The 15,406-nt window shown below is 66.1% G+C and carries 14 protein-coding genes; 5 read left to right on the top strand and 9 right to left on the bottom strand.

Features of this window, described 5'->3' with window-relative positions; genetic code table 11:
• The first annotated feature begins 187 nt into the window (after positions 1 to 187).
• On the top strand, positions 188 to 733 hold the full coding sequence (locus tag F5544_RS11205) for a GGDEF domain-containing protein (protein WP_167473128.1): 546 nt from the start codon (positions 188 to 190) through the stop codon (positions 731 to 733).
• 417 nt (positions 734 to 1,150) lie between these two features.
• Here the strand turns inward: F5544_RS11205 and F5544_RS11200 are convergent, their stop codons facing one another.
• Positions 1,151 to 1,558, bottom strand: a complete 408-nt coding sequence (locus tag F5544_RS11200; RefSeq protein ID WP_167473127.1) for a DUF6157 family protein — start codon at positions 1,556 to 1,558, stop codon at positions 1,151 to 1,153.
• Between the two features lie 225 nt (positions 1,559 to 1,783).
• Positions 1,784 to 3,037, bottom strand: coding sequence for a threonine--tRNA ligase (gene thrS, locus F5544_RS11195; RefSeq protein WP_238847191.1), 1,254 nt, complete (start codon positions 3,035 to 3,037; stop codon positions 1,784 to 1,786).
• A gap of 293 nt (positions 3,038 to 3,330) precedes the next feature.
• Here thrS and F5544_RS11190 point away from each other — a divergent pair, with 293 nt between their 5' ends.
• Complete coding sequence (locus F5544_RS11190; RefSeq protein ID WP_167473126.1) at positions 3,331 to 3,876, top strand: GNAT family N-acetyltransferase; 546 nt, start codon at positions 3,331 to 3,333, stop codon at positions 3,874 to 3,876.
• A gap of 118 nt (positions 3,877 to 3,994) precedes the next feature.
• Here the strand turns inward: F5544_RS11190 and F5544_RS11185 are convergent, their stop codons facing one another.
• From F5544_RS11185 to F5544_RS11175, 3 genes are all read right to left on the bottom strand, one after another.
• The gene (locus tag F5544_RS11185; RefSeq protein ID WP_167473125.1) at positions 3,995 to 5,137 is read right to left on the bottom strand and encodes a winged helix DNA-binding domain-containing protein; all 1,143 of its coding nucleotides are present in this window, start codon (positions 5,135 to 5,137) and stop codon (positions 3,995 to 3,997) included.
• Positions 5,138 to 5,261: 124 nt separating this feature from the next.
• Positions 5,262 to 5,849: a TetR/AcrR family transcriptional regulator gene (locus F5544_RS11180; protein WP_167473124.1), complete on the bottom strand. Its 588-nt coding sequence runs from the start codon at positions 5,847 to 5,849 to the stop codon at positions 5,262 to 5,264.
• A 63-nt stretch (positions 5,850 to 5,912) separates the two neighbouring features.
• Entirely contained in the window at positions 5,913 to 6,233 is a 321-nt protein-coding gene (locus F5544_RS11175; RefSeq protein ID WP_167473123.1) for a DMT family transporter, read from the bottom strand.
• A 105-nt stretch (positions 6,234 to 6,338) separates the two neighbouring features.
• Between F5544_RS11175 and F5544_RS11170 the strand changes: the two genes are divergently transcribed.
• Together F5544_RS11170 and F5544_RS11165 are read left to right on the top strand one after the other, a co-directional pair.
• Positions 6,339 to 7,238 carry a VOC family protein gene (locus F5544_RS11170; protein ID WP_167473122.1) on the top strand — a complete coding sequence of 300 codons (900 nt, stop codon included), beginning with the start codon at positions 6,339 to 6,341 and terminating at the stop codon, positions 7,236 to 7,238.
• A gap of 99 nt (positions 7,239 to 7,337) precedes the next feature.
• A complete protein-coding gene (locus F5544_RS11165) occupies positions 7,338 to 7,733 on the top strand; it encodes a VOC family protein (protein WP_167473121.1) in 396 nt (131 codons plus the stop codon).
• Between the two features lie 244 nt (positions 7,734 to 7,977).
• Here F5544_RS11165 and F5544_RS11160 read toward each other — a convergent pair whose 3' ends face one another.
• Positions 7,978 to 8,907, bottom strand: coding sequence for an MlaD family protein (locus tag F5544_RS11160; RefSeq protein ID WP_167473120.1), 930 nt, complete (start codon positions 8,905 to 8,907; stop codon positions 7,978 to 7,980).
• A gap of 291 nt (positions 8,908 to 9,198) precedes the next feature.
• On the opposite strand from F5544_RS11160, the gene F5544_RS11155 reads away from it, so the two are divergent.
• Positions 9,199 to 10,602, top strand: a complete 1,404-nt coding sequence (locus F5544_RS11155; RefSeq protein WP_238847190.1) for a lipase family protein — start codon at positions 9,199 to 9,201, stop codon at positions 10,600 to 10,602.
• A gap of 41 nt (positions 10,603 to 10,643) precedes the next feature.
• On the opposite strand, the gene F5544_RS11150 is transcribed toward F5544_RS11155, so the two are convergent.
• The 3 genes from F5544_RS11150 to F5544_RS11140 form a co-directional block, all read right to left on the bottom strand.
• Positions 10,644 to 11,642, bottom strand: a complete 999-nt coding sequence (locus F5544_RS11150) for a Gfo/Idh/MocA family protein (RefSeq protein ID WP_203217536.1) — start codon at positions 11,640 to 11,642, stop codon at positions 10,644 to 10,646.
• Positions 11,643 to 11,771: 129 nt separating this feature from the next.
• Positions 11,772 to 13,496, bottom strand: a complete 1,725-nt coding sequence (locus tag F5544_RS11145; protein WP_167473119.1) for an ABC transporter ATP-binding protein — start codon at positions 13,494 to 13,496, stop codon at positions 11,772 to 11,774.
• Complete coding sequence (locus F5544_RS11140) at positions 13,493 to 15,259, bottom strand: ABC transporter ATP-binding protein (RefSeq protein ID WP_167473118.1); 1,767 nt, start codon at positions 15,257 to 15,259, stop codon at positions 13,493 to 13,495. Before F5544_RS11140 ends, F5544_RS11145 begins: the two co-directional genes overlap by 4 nt.
• Positions 15,260 to 15,406 lie beyond the last annotated feature (147 nt).

Below are 15,406 nucleotides of genomic sequence, written 5' to 3'. Positions count from 1 at the left end.
ACCTACGGTCTGTCAACGGTGGGTCACATTTCACATATCGGAAAGGGGGAACAACGTGTTCACTGGTCTGCTCCGCAGCCGTCGCGCACGTCACGCAAAGGCCGATTATCGCGAACGGTGTGCCCACACCGACCCTCCACTCTGTCCGACCTGTGGTCGTCCGCTCGATCACCTGGGCCGGGACTGGTTGACCGGTCTGCTCGACCGCGGCGCCTGGCACCACCACGCCGATCTGGTGCTGGCCGACGGCGCCGCCCGCCGCGAACCCGTCACCCTGCTCATCGCCGACCTCGACCGTTTCAAGATCATCAACGACGAACACGGCCATCTTGCCGGGGACGACGCCCTGCGCCAGGTCGCGGGCATCCTGCGTGCGGTCACCCGGCACACCGACCTGGTCGCCCGCTACGGCGGCGACGAATTCCTGGTGCTGATGCCGGACACCGACGCCGACGACGCGCGCGAGGTGGCCCGCCGCCTCAACCTCGAGCTGAACGCCGCGCGACTACCCACGCTCAGCGCCCGCCAGGGCGAGATCATCCTGACCGGCCTCTCGGCATCCGTCGGGCTGGCCACCTACCGCACCGGCACCGGACTCGAGGACCTGCTGCTGGCCGCGGACGCGGCGCTGCTGGCGGCGAAACGCAACGGCCGCGCCCAGAGCTGTATCAGAGGCGGCCGCGACTGGACCTTCGACAGGGCCGTCCGCCCTTTCGCCCGGCGCGCCGGCTGATCCTGCTCGCCGACGGCTGAGCGCGCACACAGCGACATCGTCGCTAGGGCGATCCGAGCTTGTCCATCGGTCTGCCCGCCGAACTCTCGGAGTCGGGCAGCATGGCCTTTCACCACCCATCCGACGTGATCGCCTATGCGGCACAGCATATGGAGTTCTGGGATGACGATCCCCTCGTGGATCCCTGCGTGCTAGCGGTGACCGTGCCGCTGACCCGCCTCGGTGGCCGTCATGGTCCGAGTCGACAGCGCCAGGTGGCGTACCGATCCCGGGCCGACCCTGCGACGCGGAAAGGGATATGACGGCACCCGCCGCGAGCAATTCCTTCTCAGCGACCGAGAGATCCTGCACTTCGAAATCGAGATGAAACTGCTGTGGAATATCGCCGCTGGGCCAGACCGGCGTGCTCCACCGGAATCACGCTCGCTTGGACCGCAGCGCCTTGATGACCTCGAGGTCCTTGGACCGAACGAACTTGTCATATTCCGGTGAACCCTTGGGGCACAGGGCAATACGGCCCTGCTCGTCGAATACCAAACCCCATCCGTGCGTGCGCGTCAGGGGTGAGGATCGCAGGCACGGCTGGTCCTTCGAGAAGAACTGCTCGCGCATATCGGCCTTCTCCGCCTCACTGACCTCGAGGTCCTGGCGGGCGAACCAGGACTCGAACAACACATCTTCCTGCGTATACGTGTACGGGTGCTCGGACAGCATCTCGTATTGGATCTGTGCGACGGATCGTGACGGCCCGCGGGCCACCGGCACCTTCCCGTAGTCCACTTTGCAATCATCCGCGACCGCGATGAATGTCCCGATGTAGTTCATTGCGCCTCCTTCGGTGCGGACGATGAAGTTCGCAAGATCCGACCGCGTCCACGTCCACCCGAATTCCATTGCGGCTTTAGCTATCTCGACCGCCCCTGAGCGATCCACCCGCATCGCTGCTCGCACAACGCAAGCGTAACTCCTTCGGATTCCGCTGTGGCTCAGTCGCATGCACAACCCTCTGCACCGATGGTGAAGGTCAGTTCTAGAGACCGAACAGAGGAGTCAGTCGGTCCATAAGCGGGTGTTGTGTCCCTCGACGAGTGCGCGGATATGGGTGACTGCATTGTCGATGGGTTGGGCTGGTAGGCGGCGTCCGTCTCGCAGTCGCAGGGCCACAGCGCCGTTGGCGGTCTCGGTCGGGCCGAGGATGAAATGGTAGGGCACCAGCCGGGTTTCTCGGACGCGCGCGGCGAGGCTGCCGGATTCGGCGCCGATCAGGTGGGCGCGCAGGCCGACGCCGAGGCAGCGGTCGCGAAGCCGGCGTGCGGCGGGTTCCTCGGCCTCGGATATCGGCAGCACGGCGACCTGTACCGGGGACAGCCAGGCGGGGAAGGCGCCACCGTGGTGTTCGACCAGGTGGGCGACCGCGCGTTCGATGCTGCCGATGATGCTGCGGTGCACCATGACCGGACGATGCTTACTGCCGTCGGCGCCGATGTAGTGCAGGTCGAATTGTTCGGGTTGATAGAAGTCGACCTGCACGGTGGACAAGGTGGACTCACGGCCCGCGTGATCGGCCACCTGAATGTCGATCTTCGGGCCGTAGAACGCGGCCTCTCCCTCGACTGCCTCGTAGGCCACCCCGGACCGGTCGAGCACCTCGCTCAATACCTTGCTCGCCCGCTGCCACATATCCTGTGCCGCAACATATTTCCCGCTGGCGCCGGGCAGCGACAGCCGGTAGCGGGCGGCGCTTGTCCCCATGGCCCGATACGCGTCGCCGATCAGCGCCAATGCGTTGGTCGCTTCGTCGGCGACCTGGTCCAGGGTGCAGAAGATGTGTGCGTCGTTGAGCTGGATACCTCGCACTCGGGTCAAACCGCCCAGCACTCCGGACAATTCGGATCGGTACATCGCGCCGAGCTCGGCCATCCGCAGCGGAAGCTCGCGGTAGCTGTGCGAGCGGGATCGGTACATCACCGCATGATGTGGACACAGGCTCGGTCGCAGCACCACCTGCTCGCCACCGATGTCCATCGGCGGGTACATGTCGTCGCTGTAATGCGACCAGTGCCCGGAGATTTCGTACAGTTCGCGTTTGCCGAGGACCGGTGAGTACACGTGCTGGTAGCCCGCTTGTCGTTCCACGGTGCGTATGTATTCCTCGAGGCTGTGACGCACGATGGCTCCGCCGGGTAGCCAGTACGGCAATCCGGCCCCGATCAGCGGGTCGGTGTCGAACAAGTCGAGTTCCCGGCCGAGCTTTCGGTGGTCGTACACGTGGGTCTCCTCCCAGTCGAGGGCGGATGACCACACGGAAAAACCCCGGGCATCAGCCCGGGGCTTCGTTCAGAACAAGGTTCAGCGCGCCGGGACGTCGTCCGGCGTCGTGGTGAACTGAGCGCGCTGCACGCCCAGGACGCTACACCCGTTGCGCTCTACGAAACAACAACATTGTTCCGCCGTTCACGACGTTGCATCCGAACGTCCGGCACCGCTGATCGAACCGGCCGGTGCGGTGCCGCGGATGATCAACGGGGCCAGGCCATCTGCCGTCGGCCGAACGCACGATCATGCCGATTGTGTTGCGCGTCAAGTAGATTGGGATCATGAAAGCCTACGCGGACTTCCCGGCAAGTCTTTTGACCGAGCGGCTCCGGTTGCGAGCATGGCTTCCATCGGATGCGGAGGCATACCATGCGCTGTGGACAGAGCGGGACGTGCGCTCCGTCCGCAGCTTCGACGCGGCCGGGCGCCCGACGGTCGAGGAGGTACGCGGCCGGTTGCTCGCCAACCCTCCTGGCGCGGCGGATGGGCTCGGGCTGCTTCCTATCGAACGCAGGGACAACGGCGAATTCATCGGCTATTGCGGACTGATCGTCGGCCAGGGGTCCTACGACGAACCGGAAATCGCGTTCGAGCTCACTCGGCGGGCTCACGGTCACGGGTACGCCACCGAGGCGGCCCGGGCCGTCGTCGAGGCAGCCGCACGCACGGGGCGACAGCGGTTGTGGGCGACGGTGCGGGAATGGAACACCGCCTCGTTCCGTGTGCTGGAGAAGCTCGACTTCTACGACAGCGGACGCGTCACCCCGGATCCTGTTCGTGGCGACTCGATCTGGATGACACGCGAACTCGATCGGTCGTCGGCGTAGCAGCGGAGTGGGACAGTTCCCGCGAGTCGGAATGAATGCCGACCTCGCCCGGGTATCGACGCGAAGTGATCGTGACTGGCTGCCGTCGGGTACCGATGTCGACGGTGGGGGCGATTTGTCAGGCGCTGAGGGTGCGTTCGAGGGGGTTGCGGTAGGCGACGGTGAAGCGGCGGTGGCCGAGATAGGTTGTGAGGCGGTCTATTTCGGTGGCTATTGCGGTGCGGGCGGTGAGGCCCGGGTCGGTGAGTAGGTGCCAGGCGATCGTGCCGTCGCGGCGTTGGGCCCAGCCGCCGACGATGCGGCCGCGCCACCAGAGTGTGGGGCCGATGTTGCCGCGGCCGTCGAAGAGGGCGGGGATGTGTGCGGGGTCGAGGTAGAAATCGCGGTGGCGCCAGCCCATCGGGGTTGGGTCGAGGCCGGGGAGAACGGCGGCGACGGGTTCGGGCTCCGGGATTTCGTCGAGGTGTTCGGGGAGTGCGAATCCTGTTGTGCCATCGAGGTTTACCGGGATGGTGCCGACGGCGGCGAGCGCCTTGCGGGTCTCGGTGACCTTCCAGCCGGTCCACCATTTCAGGTCGGCGGCGGTGCCGGGGCCGAAGGTGCGCAGCCAGTGGCGGGCGAGTTCGGCACGGGCCTGTTCGGTTGGGAGCGGCGGGAATTCGGGGGCGATGGCCCAGGTGTGCTGGATATTGGTCCAGGCGCCTTTGCGGTCGGCGCGGACGATACGGCCTTCGGCGGCGAGGATGAACAGCAGCCAGGAGGCCAGGCTGCTGCGGGTGCGGGTAGTGGTGGCGAAGGTGCGGTCCGAACCGGCGACGGCGGAGGTGAGTTCGGCGGTGGTCGCGGTGCCGAGTTCGGTCAGTGCATCGAGTAGCGCACTGGTCGCGCCGGTGATCCAGTCGGTCCCGATGCCTTCGGATTCCAAGTGGCGCACCAATATTCGCATTCGCGCTTGCGCGTATTCGCGGCCGAGCGATGCGTGCAGCACGGGTGCGAGGGCAGTGGGAGCAACGAAAAGGGTGCCGCGCATGGCGGTCATCCGCAGCAGCCGGGTGCGGTCGTAGAGCTGGTTTTCGATGCGCGCGTGGTCGGGGTCGGCCAGGCGGGCGGCCACCGAGAGATAGACGGTGGCGGGGTCGGTTGCATGCAGGGCCAGCACCGATTCGGTGACGGCGACGGCGGTTCGGGCTCGGCGCAATTGCCGGGCCACCAGTAGCGCGCGGCGTTGTTCGGGGCTGATCGTCGGGGTAATCGTCTTCATGGCCAAAGGCTTTCGTGTCGGATGCGAGCTCACCGCGGCGAAGGCGCTGTCGCTCGCCGACCAACAGTCGTCGACCGTGAGGTCGAAAGGGCACGTCCGAAGGCGCTCGGGACAGGCGACCGAGCTACGGTGTCCCACTTCGGGTGTCGGGCACGAGATCGTTCATGACGGATTCGATTTCGGCGCGGGTCGGCGGCTGCGGGGCGGCCAATCCGATAAGAATCAGGCCGGTCATAGCCGCGGTGAGCGCTTTCGCGGTGTGCGGGTCGGTGACCTCGGCGAGAGTCGCCTCGCCTACCTGGGCACAGCGGTCGGCGATGGGACGCAGCGCCGGATTGCGCATCGCCGCGACGGTGAGTTCGTATTCGACGATCGAATTTTCCCGGCCCTCGCCGAAGCTTTCCATGACGCTGTCGGTCAGGCCCGCGACGAGTTGGTCGCGGTCGGCGTCGCGGTATCGGTCTGCCCATTCGGCCAACCATGCGGTGAACTGGTCGACGATGCTGGTCAAAGCAGCCTCGAGCAGGTCGTCGATGGTTTCGAAGTAGTAGGTCGCCGAGCCCGGGGAGAGTCCGGCCTGCTGTGCCACCGCGCGATGAGTAAGGGCGCCAACGCCTTTCGTCGCGATGATCTGCTCTGCGGCGGCGATGATCTCCGATCGCCGCTGGGACGGGTCGCGCCTGCGGCGCAGGCGACCGCCTTCGGATACCACTCGAGCGCACCTTCCTCGTAACGCGGACTCTTGCGTACATTCGTACATCAACGGGTCCATCGTTCAGTGCGCGCCGCTGAGGTTGAGCACGACGACGCCGATCATCACCAGCGCGATACCGGCCGCCTTCAGCGCCGACCACGACTCGCCGAGCAGCGTGACGCCGACCACCGCGACCAGTCCGGTGCCGACACCGGCCCACGTCGCATACGCGACGCCGACAGGGAGCTGTTTCAACGCGAGCGTCAGCAAACCGAAGGCACCCAGATAGCCGACCGCCATTCCAAGCGATGGCAGGGGTCGAGTGAAGCCGTCCGCCAGCTTCATACAGGTGGTGCCGAACACCTCGAAAACGATCGCACCGAACATGAATCCCCAGTACATCGCGCAACCTTTCGTTCGGTCTTGTCTAGTCGTCACTCGATAGTGTACACATGAACATGTACAATAGTACATTACTGATCCAGGCGAGTAGGCGAGGAGAAGGGCATGACTGGCGAACGTTTTGCAACCAGACGCTGGCGTTGGATTGCCGTCACGGCCGTGCTCGCGGCGGCGGCGATCATCGCGGCACTGGTTGCACCCGGCCATCGGTCGGCCGGGCCGGATGCCGCGACCGGACCCGCGGTGACGCTGATCGACATCACCTCGGCCGACGTCCCCCGCGACCGAGCGTTCTACGAGCATTCCTTCGGCTGGACGCTGAAGGCCGATTACCCGAACTACCCGATCCTGTCCGCCGGGAACGGACCCGACATCGGCATCGCGATGCTCGGCAATCCAGAGGCGGGCAAGCTGGAGCCGCTGTATCGGATCGGTAAAAGCATCGTGTTCTTCGGCGTCCCGGATATCAAGGCGACGCTGACGCGCGCTGAATCGTTGGGCGGCAAGGTGGTTCAGCCCGAGACGGCGGTCTCGGTCGGCGGCTCCTACGCGATGTTCACCGATCCGGTCGGCAATACGATCGCACTGACCCGGTCCGCGCCCGGTGCCACGAATCCGGCGATCGCTGTCGGCAAGCCGAATCCCGCTACGCTGGTTGCCATTTCGACACCCGATGTGCCCGGCACCCGCCGCTTCTACGAGCAACTGTTCGGGCTGCGGTTGAAAGAACAGTCACCCGGCTACCCGATCCTCACCAGTGGGACCGGACCCGATATCGGCATCGCCCTGGCCGACGATCCGGCCGCCGGACCCGCCCGCCCGCTCTACCAGGTCGGCCAACCGGTGGTGCTGCTGCAAACCCCGGATATCGAAGCCACGCTGCACGATATCGCGGCCTCCGGCGGAAAAACCTTCCAGCCCAAGACATCTCTTGCCTCCGGCGGCGCGTACGCCTTCTTCACCGACCCCAGCGGTAACAGCCTCGGGCTACTCGAACGCCCGTAACCAGCAAGGAGTTTCGACCATGAGCAATGCCTTCATCGAACTCGGCATCGCGATCGAACCGGCCTGACCGTCGCGGTGAACAACGAACAGGAGATACCCGTGACCGCAACACTTTCCTTCACCTGCACCACCATCGATGCGGCGGATCCGCCGACGCTGGCCCAGTTCTACAGCCGACTGCTCGGCTGGCAGATCTACCACAGCGACGCCGATTACGCGATGGTCGGCGACGGGCACACCACCCTGTGCTTCGGCGCGGTCGCCGGGCACACTCCCCCACGCTGGCCCGACGACCCCGGCCACCCCAAACGCGTCCACTTCGACCTCGCGGTCGACGATCTGGCCGCGGCCACCGCCCGCGCCGTCGAACTCGGCGCCACCCTGCCCGACTTCCAGCCCGGCGCCGATCCCGATTGGGCGGGCCACCAACCATGGACCATCGTGCTGGATCCGGAGGGCACCCCGATCTGCCTCAATATCGCCGCGCCGCAATAGCGCACCGATTTCACACCTTTTCCGGCTGGCTCTACCTCAACCTCGACAATGCCGATGAATTCATCGACTCGATCATCGACTGCGTCGAGGTGGTCAAGGACGAGAAATTCGAATTCGGCCGCCTGATGTATTTCAAGGACCCCAACGGCTACACCATCGGCGTCAACCAGATCCGGCCGCTGGATTGATCATCACGGCAGGCGCGGGTCCGCTTCGGCGGCACCCGCGCCGCCGCTCGTTTCCGCTACGGGCGGCAGACCGCGGAGTGTGAGTCGCCACCGATCTGCGAGAACATCCCGCGCGGGAACAGCACGCCGCACAGAGAGATATCCAGACCGCAGAGGTAGCCGGTGGCGAACCCGCCGTTGGACGCGTTGTTCCCGGCATGGGCGAGCACATCGGGCAGGTCGATGGCGGCCCGATCGAGCTCGGCTCCGTTGGCCAGCAGCAGTGCCAATGCGGCACTGGTCGAGTTCTGGGTTTCCCGTAGTTTCGGCTCGATCCGGTCCATCATGCCGATCATCGAGGACGTGGCATCGGCTATCCGCGTGGTGGACCGTTGCAGGGTCTGCCCCTGTTCGTAGAGGCCGCTGACGAGTGCGCGAGTCTGGGTCACCAGGGTCTCCAATTCGTCGCTGCGGCCGGCCAATCCGTGCATCACGCCGCTGAGGTCGGCGATCACGCCGGACAGGACTTCGTCCCGTCGATGGAAGTCGTCGGCCAGTGTCACGGCCTGAGTGATGAACGCGCTCACCGAGACTCCGTCGCCTTGTAAAGCCTGGACGAAGGTTTCGCGCAACCTCAGCGCACCGGGAGTGTGGCCGGGGGCGAGTGCGAGAATGCGTTGGCCGAGCAGGTTCTGGTATCGCACAAGGGCTTTGGTGTCGTCATAGATCATCTGGTCGCGCTGGATCACGAAGGTCACCCTGGCCACCGTCTTCCGGCGTTGGGCATCCCTGGCCAGTCCGATTGCCTCGACCTTGCCGACCCGCACGCCAGCCACCCGCACATCGTCACCCTCGTGCAGACCGAGTACGTCGGTGAAAGTCGCCGTATATCTGGTGGTGTCACCGGTTACGTTGCGTGCCAACGTATTCCACACCAACGCTGTCACCAGGATCGAAACGAGCGCGAACAGTGCGAATCCGATGAACGGTTTGACGGTGTGCCGCATCGCTCTCCTTGCTCGCCGTCCGCGCGTCGGCGTCAAAACCTTCATGTGTGAATGTAACTCGACCGAACCACTTGTCGATTCAGCTGCGTGCACAGCAAACAACCCGGTATTTCTCGAATCAACCAAACATTCTCGCTAGTACGGAAATTCGCCATTAGTAGCTGGCTTGCAATCAGCCGATCCCGTCGTGCGCACAAGGATGTCGATCGATCTCTAGGCGCGTGCACCGTGACCGAGACCACTCATTCCTGAGACGGTGAATCGACTTCCACCGCGCACAAGGAGCTTTCGATGAGACAACGCCGCCGGCATCGTTGGCGCCGATTCCTCGCCGCCGCAACCACACTCGGCATCCTGATGCCCTTGACCGCACATCTCACGGCCACTGCGGATCCACAGGCTCCGCCCGGCATAGAGCAACCGCCTGCGCTCACCCTGCCCCCGGAATTCGACGAGTTCTACCGGCCGCCCGCCGACGTCGTTGCCGCCGCCGCACCTGGACAAGTGTTGCGCGCCAGAGAAATTCACCCCGCGATGTTCGGTTTCGCACAACTGAACGCCGACGCCTGGCAGCTGCTCTACCGCACCACCAACACCTTCGGCCAAGCGATCTCGACGGTCACCACGGTGCTGAAACCGCGCGGGCGACGACCGGAGGGTGGGCGCAAGCTGCTGTCGTACCAGATCGCCGAGGACAGCGCCGCCCAGTACTGCGCGCCGTCCTATGTGGTCCAAGCCGGTTCCATCCCTTTCGATTACGTCAACGCGTTCGAACTTTTCTTCCCGATCGCCACCGGGCTCGGACAGGGCTGGACCGTCGCGCTGCCCGATTATGAGGGCCCCAACTCCTCCTACGGCACCTCGGTGCTCAACGCGCAGACCACCCTCGACGGCATCCGTGCGGTCGAAAGTTTCGAGCCCGCACAGCTTTCCGGGCCGCAGACCCCCGCGGCGCTGTGGGGGTACTCCGGCGGCACCGTACCGACCTCGTTCGCCGCCGAGATCAAGGACACCTACGCACCGGAACTGAATATCGTCGGGATCGCTGCGGGCGGCATCGCGGCCGCCGACTACACAACCGCGTTGCAGCACAACAACAACGGCACCTACACCGGGCTGATCATGGGCGTCTTCGCCGGCCTCGCCAACGAATACCCCGAATTCATGCAGCTACTGCGGGACAACCTCGACCTGCCGACTCAACTGTTGCTCGGCTCGAAACTGCTGCTGTGCCACCCCATAGGCTCGGCGTTCTTCCCGTTCTACAACTACCTGGCCGCATTCCACGGCGGTAACCCGTTGGACAACCCCATCGTGCAACGAATAATCGCCGAGAACTCCCTCGGCCAGCACACCCCCTCGGTGCCGGTCTACCTCTATCACGCCCAATACGACGAAATCCTGCCCAACGCGGGCGTCGACCGGCTCGTCGACAAGTACTGTCACGACGGCGCACCCAGCGTCACCTATGTCCGCGAACTTCTCGCCGAACACATCTCCGGCGCGGGAGCTCAAATCCCCGGCGCGTTCAACTGGCTACGCGACCGACTGAACGGCCAACCGGCACAACCCGGTTGCGCGATCAGCAGCCCGACCTCCGTACTGACCGACGCCGACTTCCTCCCCACCGCACTGGATCTCATACCGACCGCGGTACGGGCCCTGTTCGGCCAAGCCATCGGAGCCGACAAGTAGCAGCTGGCCGCCGTGGCCGATCAGCAAGGTCCAGCTGCCGATCAGCATGGGATGCGATGCGCCCGCTCGTAAATGTCGTCGAGCAGACGCGCCAACCGCATCGTGAACGCGCGATACGGTTCGGTGTCGACCTCACCCCGCACTGCACGCGCGAAATACCTTACGGAATAGGCGAATTGGTGAGCGGCGGGCAGGGTGAACTCCTCATCGTGATCCTGGCGGCGCACCCGGATCACCGGTTGCCAGGTTTCCGGTGGCGTGTAGGCACGGTCGAGCCGCAACGACCCGACGCTTCCGAACAATTCGTACTCGGCACGGTAGGTATGCTCCATGCCGAAGGTGGCCTGAGCGGTGACACCCGCCGGGGTGTGCAGCAGCACGCTGCCGCCGAGGGTGATATCACGGTTTCGCTGCCGTAATACCGCTCCGGCGGTTTCCAGGTCGGGGCCGAGGAAATGCAGTGCCGCCCCGATCGGATAGACACCGATATCGCGGAATGCGCCGCCGGAGAGATCCGGACGGTACCGGATATCGGTATCCGGCTTCGGTGGAATGGTGAAGGTGGCCGACATACCACGCAATTCACCGAGCACACCGTCATCGAGAAGCCGACGCACCTCCGCGTGCTGCGGATGGTGCAGGAAGGGGTAATTCTCCAGCAGCACCAGATCCGCCTTGTCCGCCAGTCGCAGTAGGTCCGCGGTGCTTCGGGCGTCGGTGGTCATGGGCTTCTCGGCGAAGACGTGTTTGCCTGCCGCGAGCGCGAATTCGATCCAGCGCGCGTGCAGCATTTCCGGCAGCGGCAGGTAGATCGCCTCGATATCCGGCCGCTCCAGCAATTCTTGGTAGCCGGTCACGGCGGCGCAGCCGAATCGATCGGCGAATCGGCCCGCTCGTTCCGCCGTGCGGCTGGCCACCGCGACGAGGCGGATGCGCGGCTCGGCCAGCAACGCCGGAATGGTCCGCCGCCATGCGATATCCGCGCATCCGAGCACGCCGAATGTCACCGGATCGGTAACCGGGGTATCGATGGTTCGCACACATCACCCTTTTCAGATCTCCGCCGGATTATAGTTCTGCGCGGCATCACTCGACGGGTCTGATCGCCGCGAGAAAATCCTGCCGTACGACCACTGGCTCGGCCACCACATCGGACGAGCTTTCCGGTTTCATACCGTCAACCGCCACCCTTGCGCCTTTTCCCGTTCCCGCCAGAAGTCACGATACCGACCCGGCTGGTCGATCAGCTCGTAATGCGTTCCGCGCTGGGCGATTCCACCGCCGTCGAGCACCAGGATCTGATCGGCCGTCGCGACGGTGTGCAACCGGTGCGCGACGACGAGCAGGGTGCGCCGCGCGGCGAGCGCGCGCATCGCCGCGGCGACCGCGGCCTCGTTATCCGGGTCCAGCGCCGCCGTCGCCTCGTCGAGCAGGACGATCGGCGCCTGCTTGATCAGCGCCCTGGCTATCGAAACCCGTTGGCGCTCACCGCCAGACAGGCTCACTCCGCCCTCGCCGACGCGGGTGTTCCAGCCGTCGGGCATGCGGTCGACGATCTCGTCCACCCGCGCCAGCCGAGCCACCTCGCGGACCTCGCCGCCGGTCGCGTCGGGGCGGCCGAGCCGGATATTGGCCTCGATGGTGTCGTCGAACAGGTAGACGTCCTGGAACACCATGGCCAGCTGACTCATCAACGCGTCGGTGGACAGGTCGCGCACATCGGTGCCGCCGACCCGGACCATGCCCGCGTCGACATCCCAGAAGCGCGCGACCAACCGCAGCAGCGTCGTCTTACCCGCACCCGACGGTCCGACGATCGCGGTCAACGTGCCCGGCCGCGCCTGGAAATCTATGTCCCGCAGCACCTTCCGGTCGCCGTAGCCGAAGCACACGCCGTGGAAGCTCACCTCGCCCGGCGTCGCGGGCCCGGTCGCGTCGCCTTCCGGCAGCGGTCGGACGGCGAGCACCTCATCGATCCGATCGATATCCTCGGAGGCCATCCGCAGCGCGGCGGCGTGATCGACGATCTCGATCAGCGGACCGACGAACCGGGTGACCAGCACCAGCAGCGCGATCAGTGCGGCGGCGTCGAGCGAACCGCCGAGCGCCAGCGCCACCGCGACCGCGATCAGCGCGATGAACGCGGCCTGCACGGCGACGGAGAACGCCAGCAGCGCGGCGACGGCGTTGCGGTTCATCTCGTCGTATGCGCGGCGCTGCCCGACCAGCGCGCCGTCGAGCAGCCGGTTTCCGGTGCCGGTGCGGCCGAAAGCCCGCAGCACCGGCTGGCACTGGGCGAATTCCACCACCCGGCCCGCCGCCTCGACGGCGGCCCGATCGATCGCGCCGAAGCTGCGCGCGATCGCGGTCTGGGCCCAGTTGTGCGTCGCCAGCAGCACCAATCCCGCGACCACCAGCGCGACGGCCAGGCGCGGATCGAAGAAGAACATGCCCGCGGCCACGACGGCGGGTGTCAGCGCACCGCTGATCACCGGCTGCATCAGATGTGCGGGCACGCCGATGATGTTCGCCGTCCCCTGCGACATGGAATGGGTCAGCCGGCCGGTGCGTTCGCTGCCGAACCAGCCCAGCGGCAGCCGCGTGAGATGATCGCCGACCCGGTGGTGCATGCCGAGCAGCAGCGCGTCGGCGATGCGCTGGCCGTGCACGGCCTGCACGAAGAACACCACGCCGGTGATCGCGGTGGCCGCCGCGAGCGCGCTGAGCCAGGGCAGCGCGCCGTCCCGGTCGCCGTTCAGCAGCGGGCGCAGCACGGGCACGACCATCAGGATGCAGATGCCCTGCAGCACCGAGAAGGCGACGATCAGCCCGATCCAGCGCACGAACCGCGGCCGATCCTCGGGGCCGATGATGCGAAAAAGCTTGCGAATCATGCCGATTCCTCCACTACCGCCGACTGTGCCGCCCACATCCGCGCATATGTCCCGCCCGCGGCGAGCAGCTCGCCGTGCCGTCCGGCCTCGGCCACCCGGCCGTGCGAAAGCACCACTATGCGGTCCGCGCCCCGAATTGTGTTGAGGCGGTGCGCGATCACCAAGAGGGTCCGCCCGGTGATCAGCCGCGACAGCGCATCCTGCACCGCCGCTTCGGATTCCGGGTCGGCGAAGGCCGTCGCCTCGTCGAGCACCAGCACCGGCGCATCGGCCAGGATCGCGCGGGCGATCGAAATCCGTTGCGCCTCACCGCCGGACAGTTGCGCATCGACACCGATCTCACTGTCGTAGCCACGCGGCAGCGCCATGACGCGCTCGTGAATCTGCGCGGCGCGGGCCGCCGCCAGCACATCGGCGGAGTCCGCCTCGGGCCGGCCGAGTGCGATATTTTCGCGAATGCTGGTGCGCAGCAAGGCCGTTTCCTGGAAGACGAAACCGATCCGGCGGTAGAGGTCCCGCTCGGACAGCTCCCGCACGTCGACGCCGCCGATCCGCACCGCGCCCGCGTCCACATCCCAGAATCGCGGCAGCAGCCGCGCCAGCGTCGACTTGCCCGACCCGGACGCGCCGACCAGCGCGGTGACCGTCCCCGGCTCCAGCACCAGGTCGATACCGTCGAGCACGGCGGTGCGTCCGTCGTAAGAGAAACGCACGGAATCGAATTCGATGCGAGCGCCATCCGGTTCGCGCGGACGCGCCGGGCGCGGGAGTTCGGGCGTGGCGAGCAATTCGGCCACTCGCCCGGCGGCATCGGTGGCGACCTGCATGGCCTGCGCGCCGAAGCCGAGCGCCAGCACCGGTGCGCCGAGCCCGACGGCCAACATGACGAATGCGATGACCGCGGCCGGATCGGTGCCGAGCCACACCCCGCCACCGAGCGCGGCGAGCAGCAGCACCGGCGGCGAGATGATCATCGAGGCCAGCGCGTCGATGCGGCGCATCGGACCGGCCCACTCGCTGAGGAAATGGGCGAGATCGTCACCGGCGCGGTGGTACCGAGCCTCGGCCCGTCCCGCCTGCCCGAACGCCTTGACAACCGCGATGCCGTCGACGAATTCGACGACCGCGGCATTGACCTTGTCCAGTTCGGCGCTCCAGCGGGCCACCCGGGCGCCTTCGTCGCGCATCATGTAGGCCACCAGGCCGAACCAGACGATCAGCGGCGCGATGCAGATCAGCGCGAGACGCCAATCGAGTATGAACAAATAGCCAAGTGCCACAACAGGTGTCACCACTGCGGCGACCAGATCGTTGATCACGTGCGCGACCGCGTGGTGCACCGAGGCGACATCGTCGGCCAGCACCCGCTTCACCCGCCCGGAGCTGCGTTCGGTGAACCAGCCCAGCGGAACCCGGCCGAGGTGTTCGGCCATCGTGCGCCGGATCCGCAGTCCCACATCGGCATCCGCGATATGGCTGATCAGGTAGGCGCAGGTCGAGCACACCGTGCGGACGACGAATCCGCCTGCCGCCACCGCGACCCAGACCCATACCGCGCCGCGGTCCACCGCGGCCCGGCCGAGGAATTCGCGCGCGATCTCGACGACCGCGATATAGGGCGCCAACCCGGCCAGCGCCGCGATCAACTGCAGCACCGCGGCCAGCGCGAGCCGGAGCCGGACCGGGGCGAGCACCACGCCCAATCCGCTCGGTTTCGCCCGCGCCCGCTCGGCCACATCCGACTCCATCACCGCTGTGCTCATCGGACCCCCAGGCGCACATTAGATCACTGTTACAATTTGGAGTGTACCTGGCGAACCGGCGACCGCAATGGCGATGTGAAAGTCCCTCAGTACGCGGTAAGCCGTTGGCGCAGCGCCTTTTTGACTCGCCTTCCCGACTGCGATCGG

The organism is Nocardia arthritidis (assembly GCF_011801145.1).
GTDB lineage: Bacteria > Actinomycetota > Actinomycetes > Mycobacteriales > Mycobacteriaceae > Nocardia > Nocardia arthritidis_A.
This window is presented reverse-complemented; position numbering and strand designations above follow the sequence as displayed.

What these genes read in the sequence shown, in the direction of transcription:
- F5544_RS11155 (WP_238847190.1), top strand. Translation starts at nt 9,199, where the DNA reads ATGAGACAACGCCGCCGGCATCGTTGGCGCCGATTCCTCGCCGCCGCA.
- F5544_RS11140 (WP_167473118.1), bottom strand. Translation starts at nt 15,259, where the DNA reads ATGAGCACAGCGGTGATGGAGTCGGATGTGGCCGAGCGGGCGCGGGCG.
- F5544_RS11200 (WP_167473127.1), bottom strand. Translation starts at nt 1,558, where the DNA reads ATGAACTACATCGGGACATTCATCGCGGTCGCGGATGATTGCAAAGTG.
- F5544_RS11170 (WP_167473122.1), top strand. Translation starts at nt 6,339, where the DNA reads ATGACTGGCGAACGTTTTGCAACCAGACGCTGGCGTTGGATTGCCGTC.
- F5544_RS11160 (WP_167473120.1), bottom strand. Translation starts at nt 8,907, where the DNA reads ATGCGGCACACCGTCAAACCGTTCATCGGATTCGCACTGTTCGCGCTC.
- F5544_RS11190 (WP_167473126.1), top strand. Translation starts at nt 3,331, where the DNA reads ATGAAAGCCTACGCGGACTTCCCGGCAAGTCTTTTGACCGAGCGGCTC.
- F5544_RS11145 (WP_167473119.1), bottom strand. Translation starts at nt 13,496, where the DNA reads ATGATTCGCAAGCTTTTTCGCATCATCGGCCCCGAGGATCGGCCGCGG.
- F5544_RS11175 (WP_167473123.1), bottom strand. Translation starts at nt 6,233, where the DNA reads ATGTACTGGGGATTCATGTTCGGTGCGATCGTTTTCGAGGTGTTCGGC.
- F5544_RS11185 (WP_167473125.1), bottom strand. Translation starts at nt 5,137, where the DNA reads ATGAAGACGATTACCCCGACGATCAGCCCCGAACAACGCCGCGCGCTA.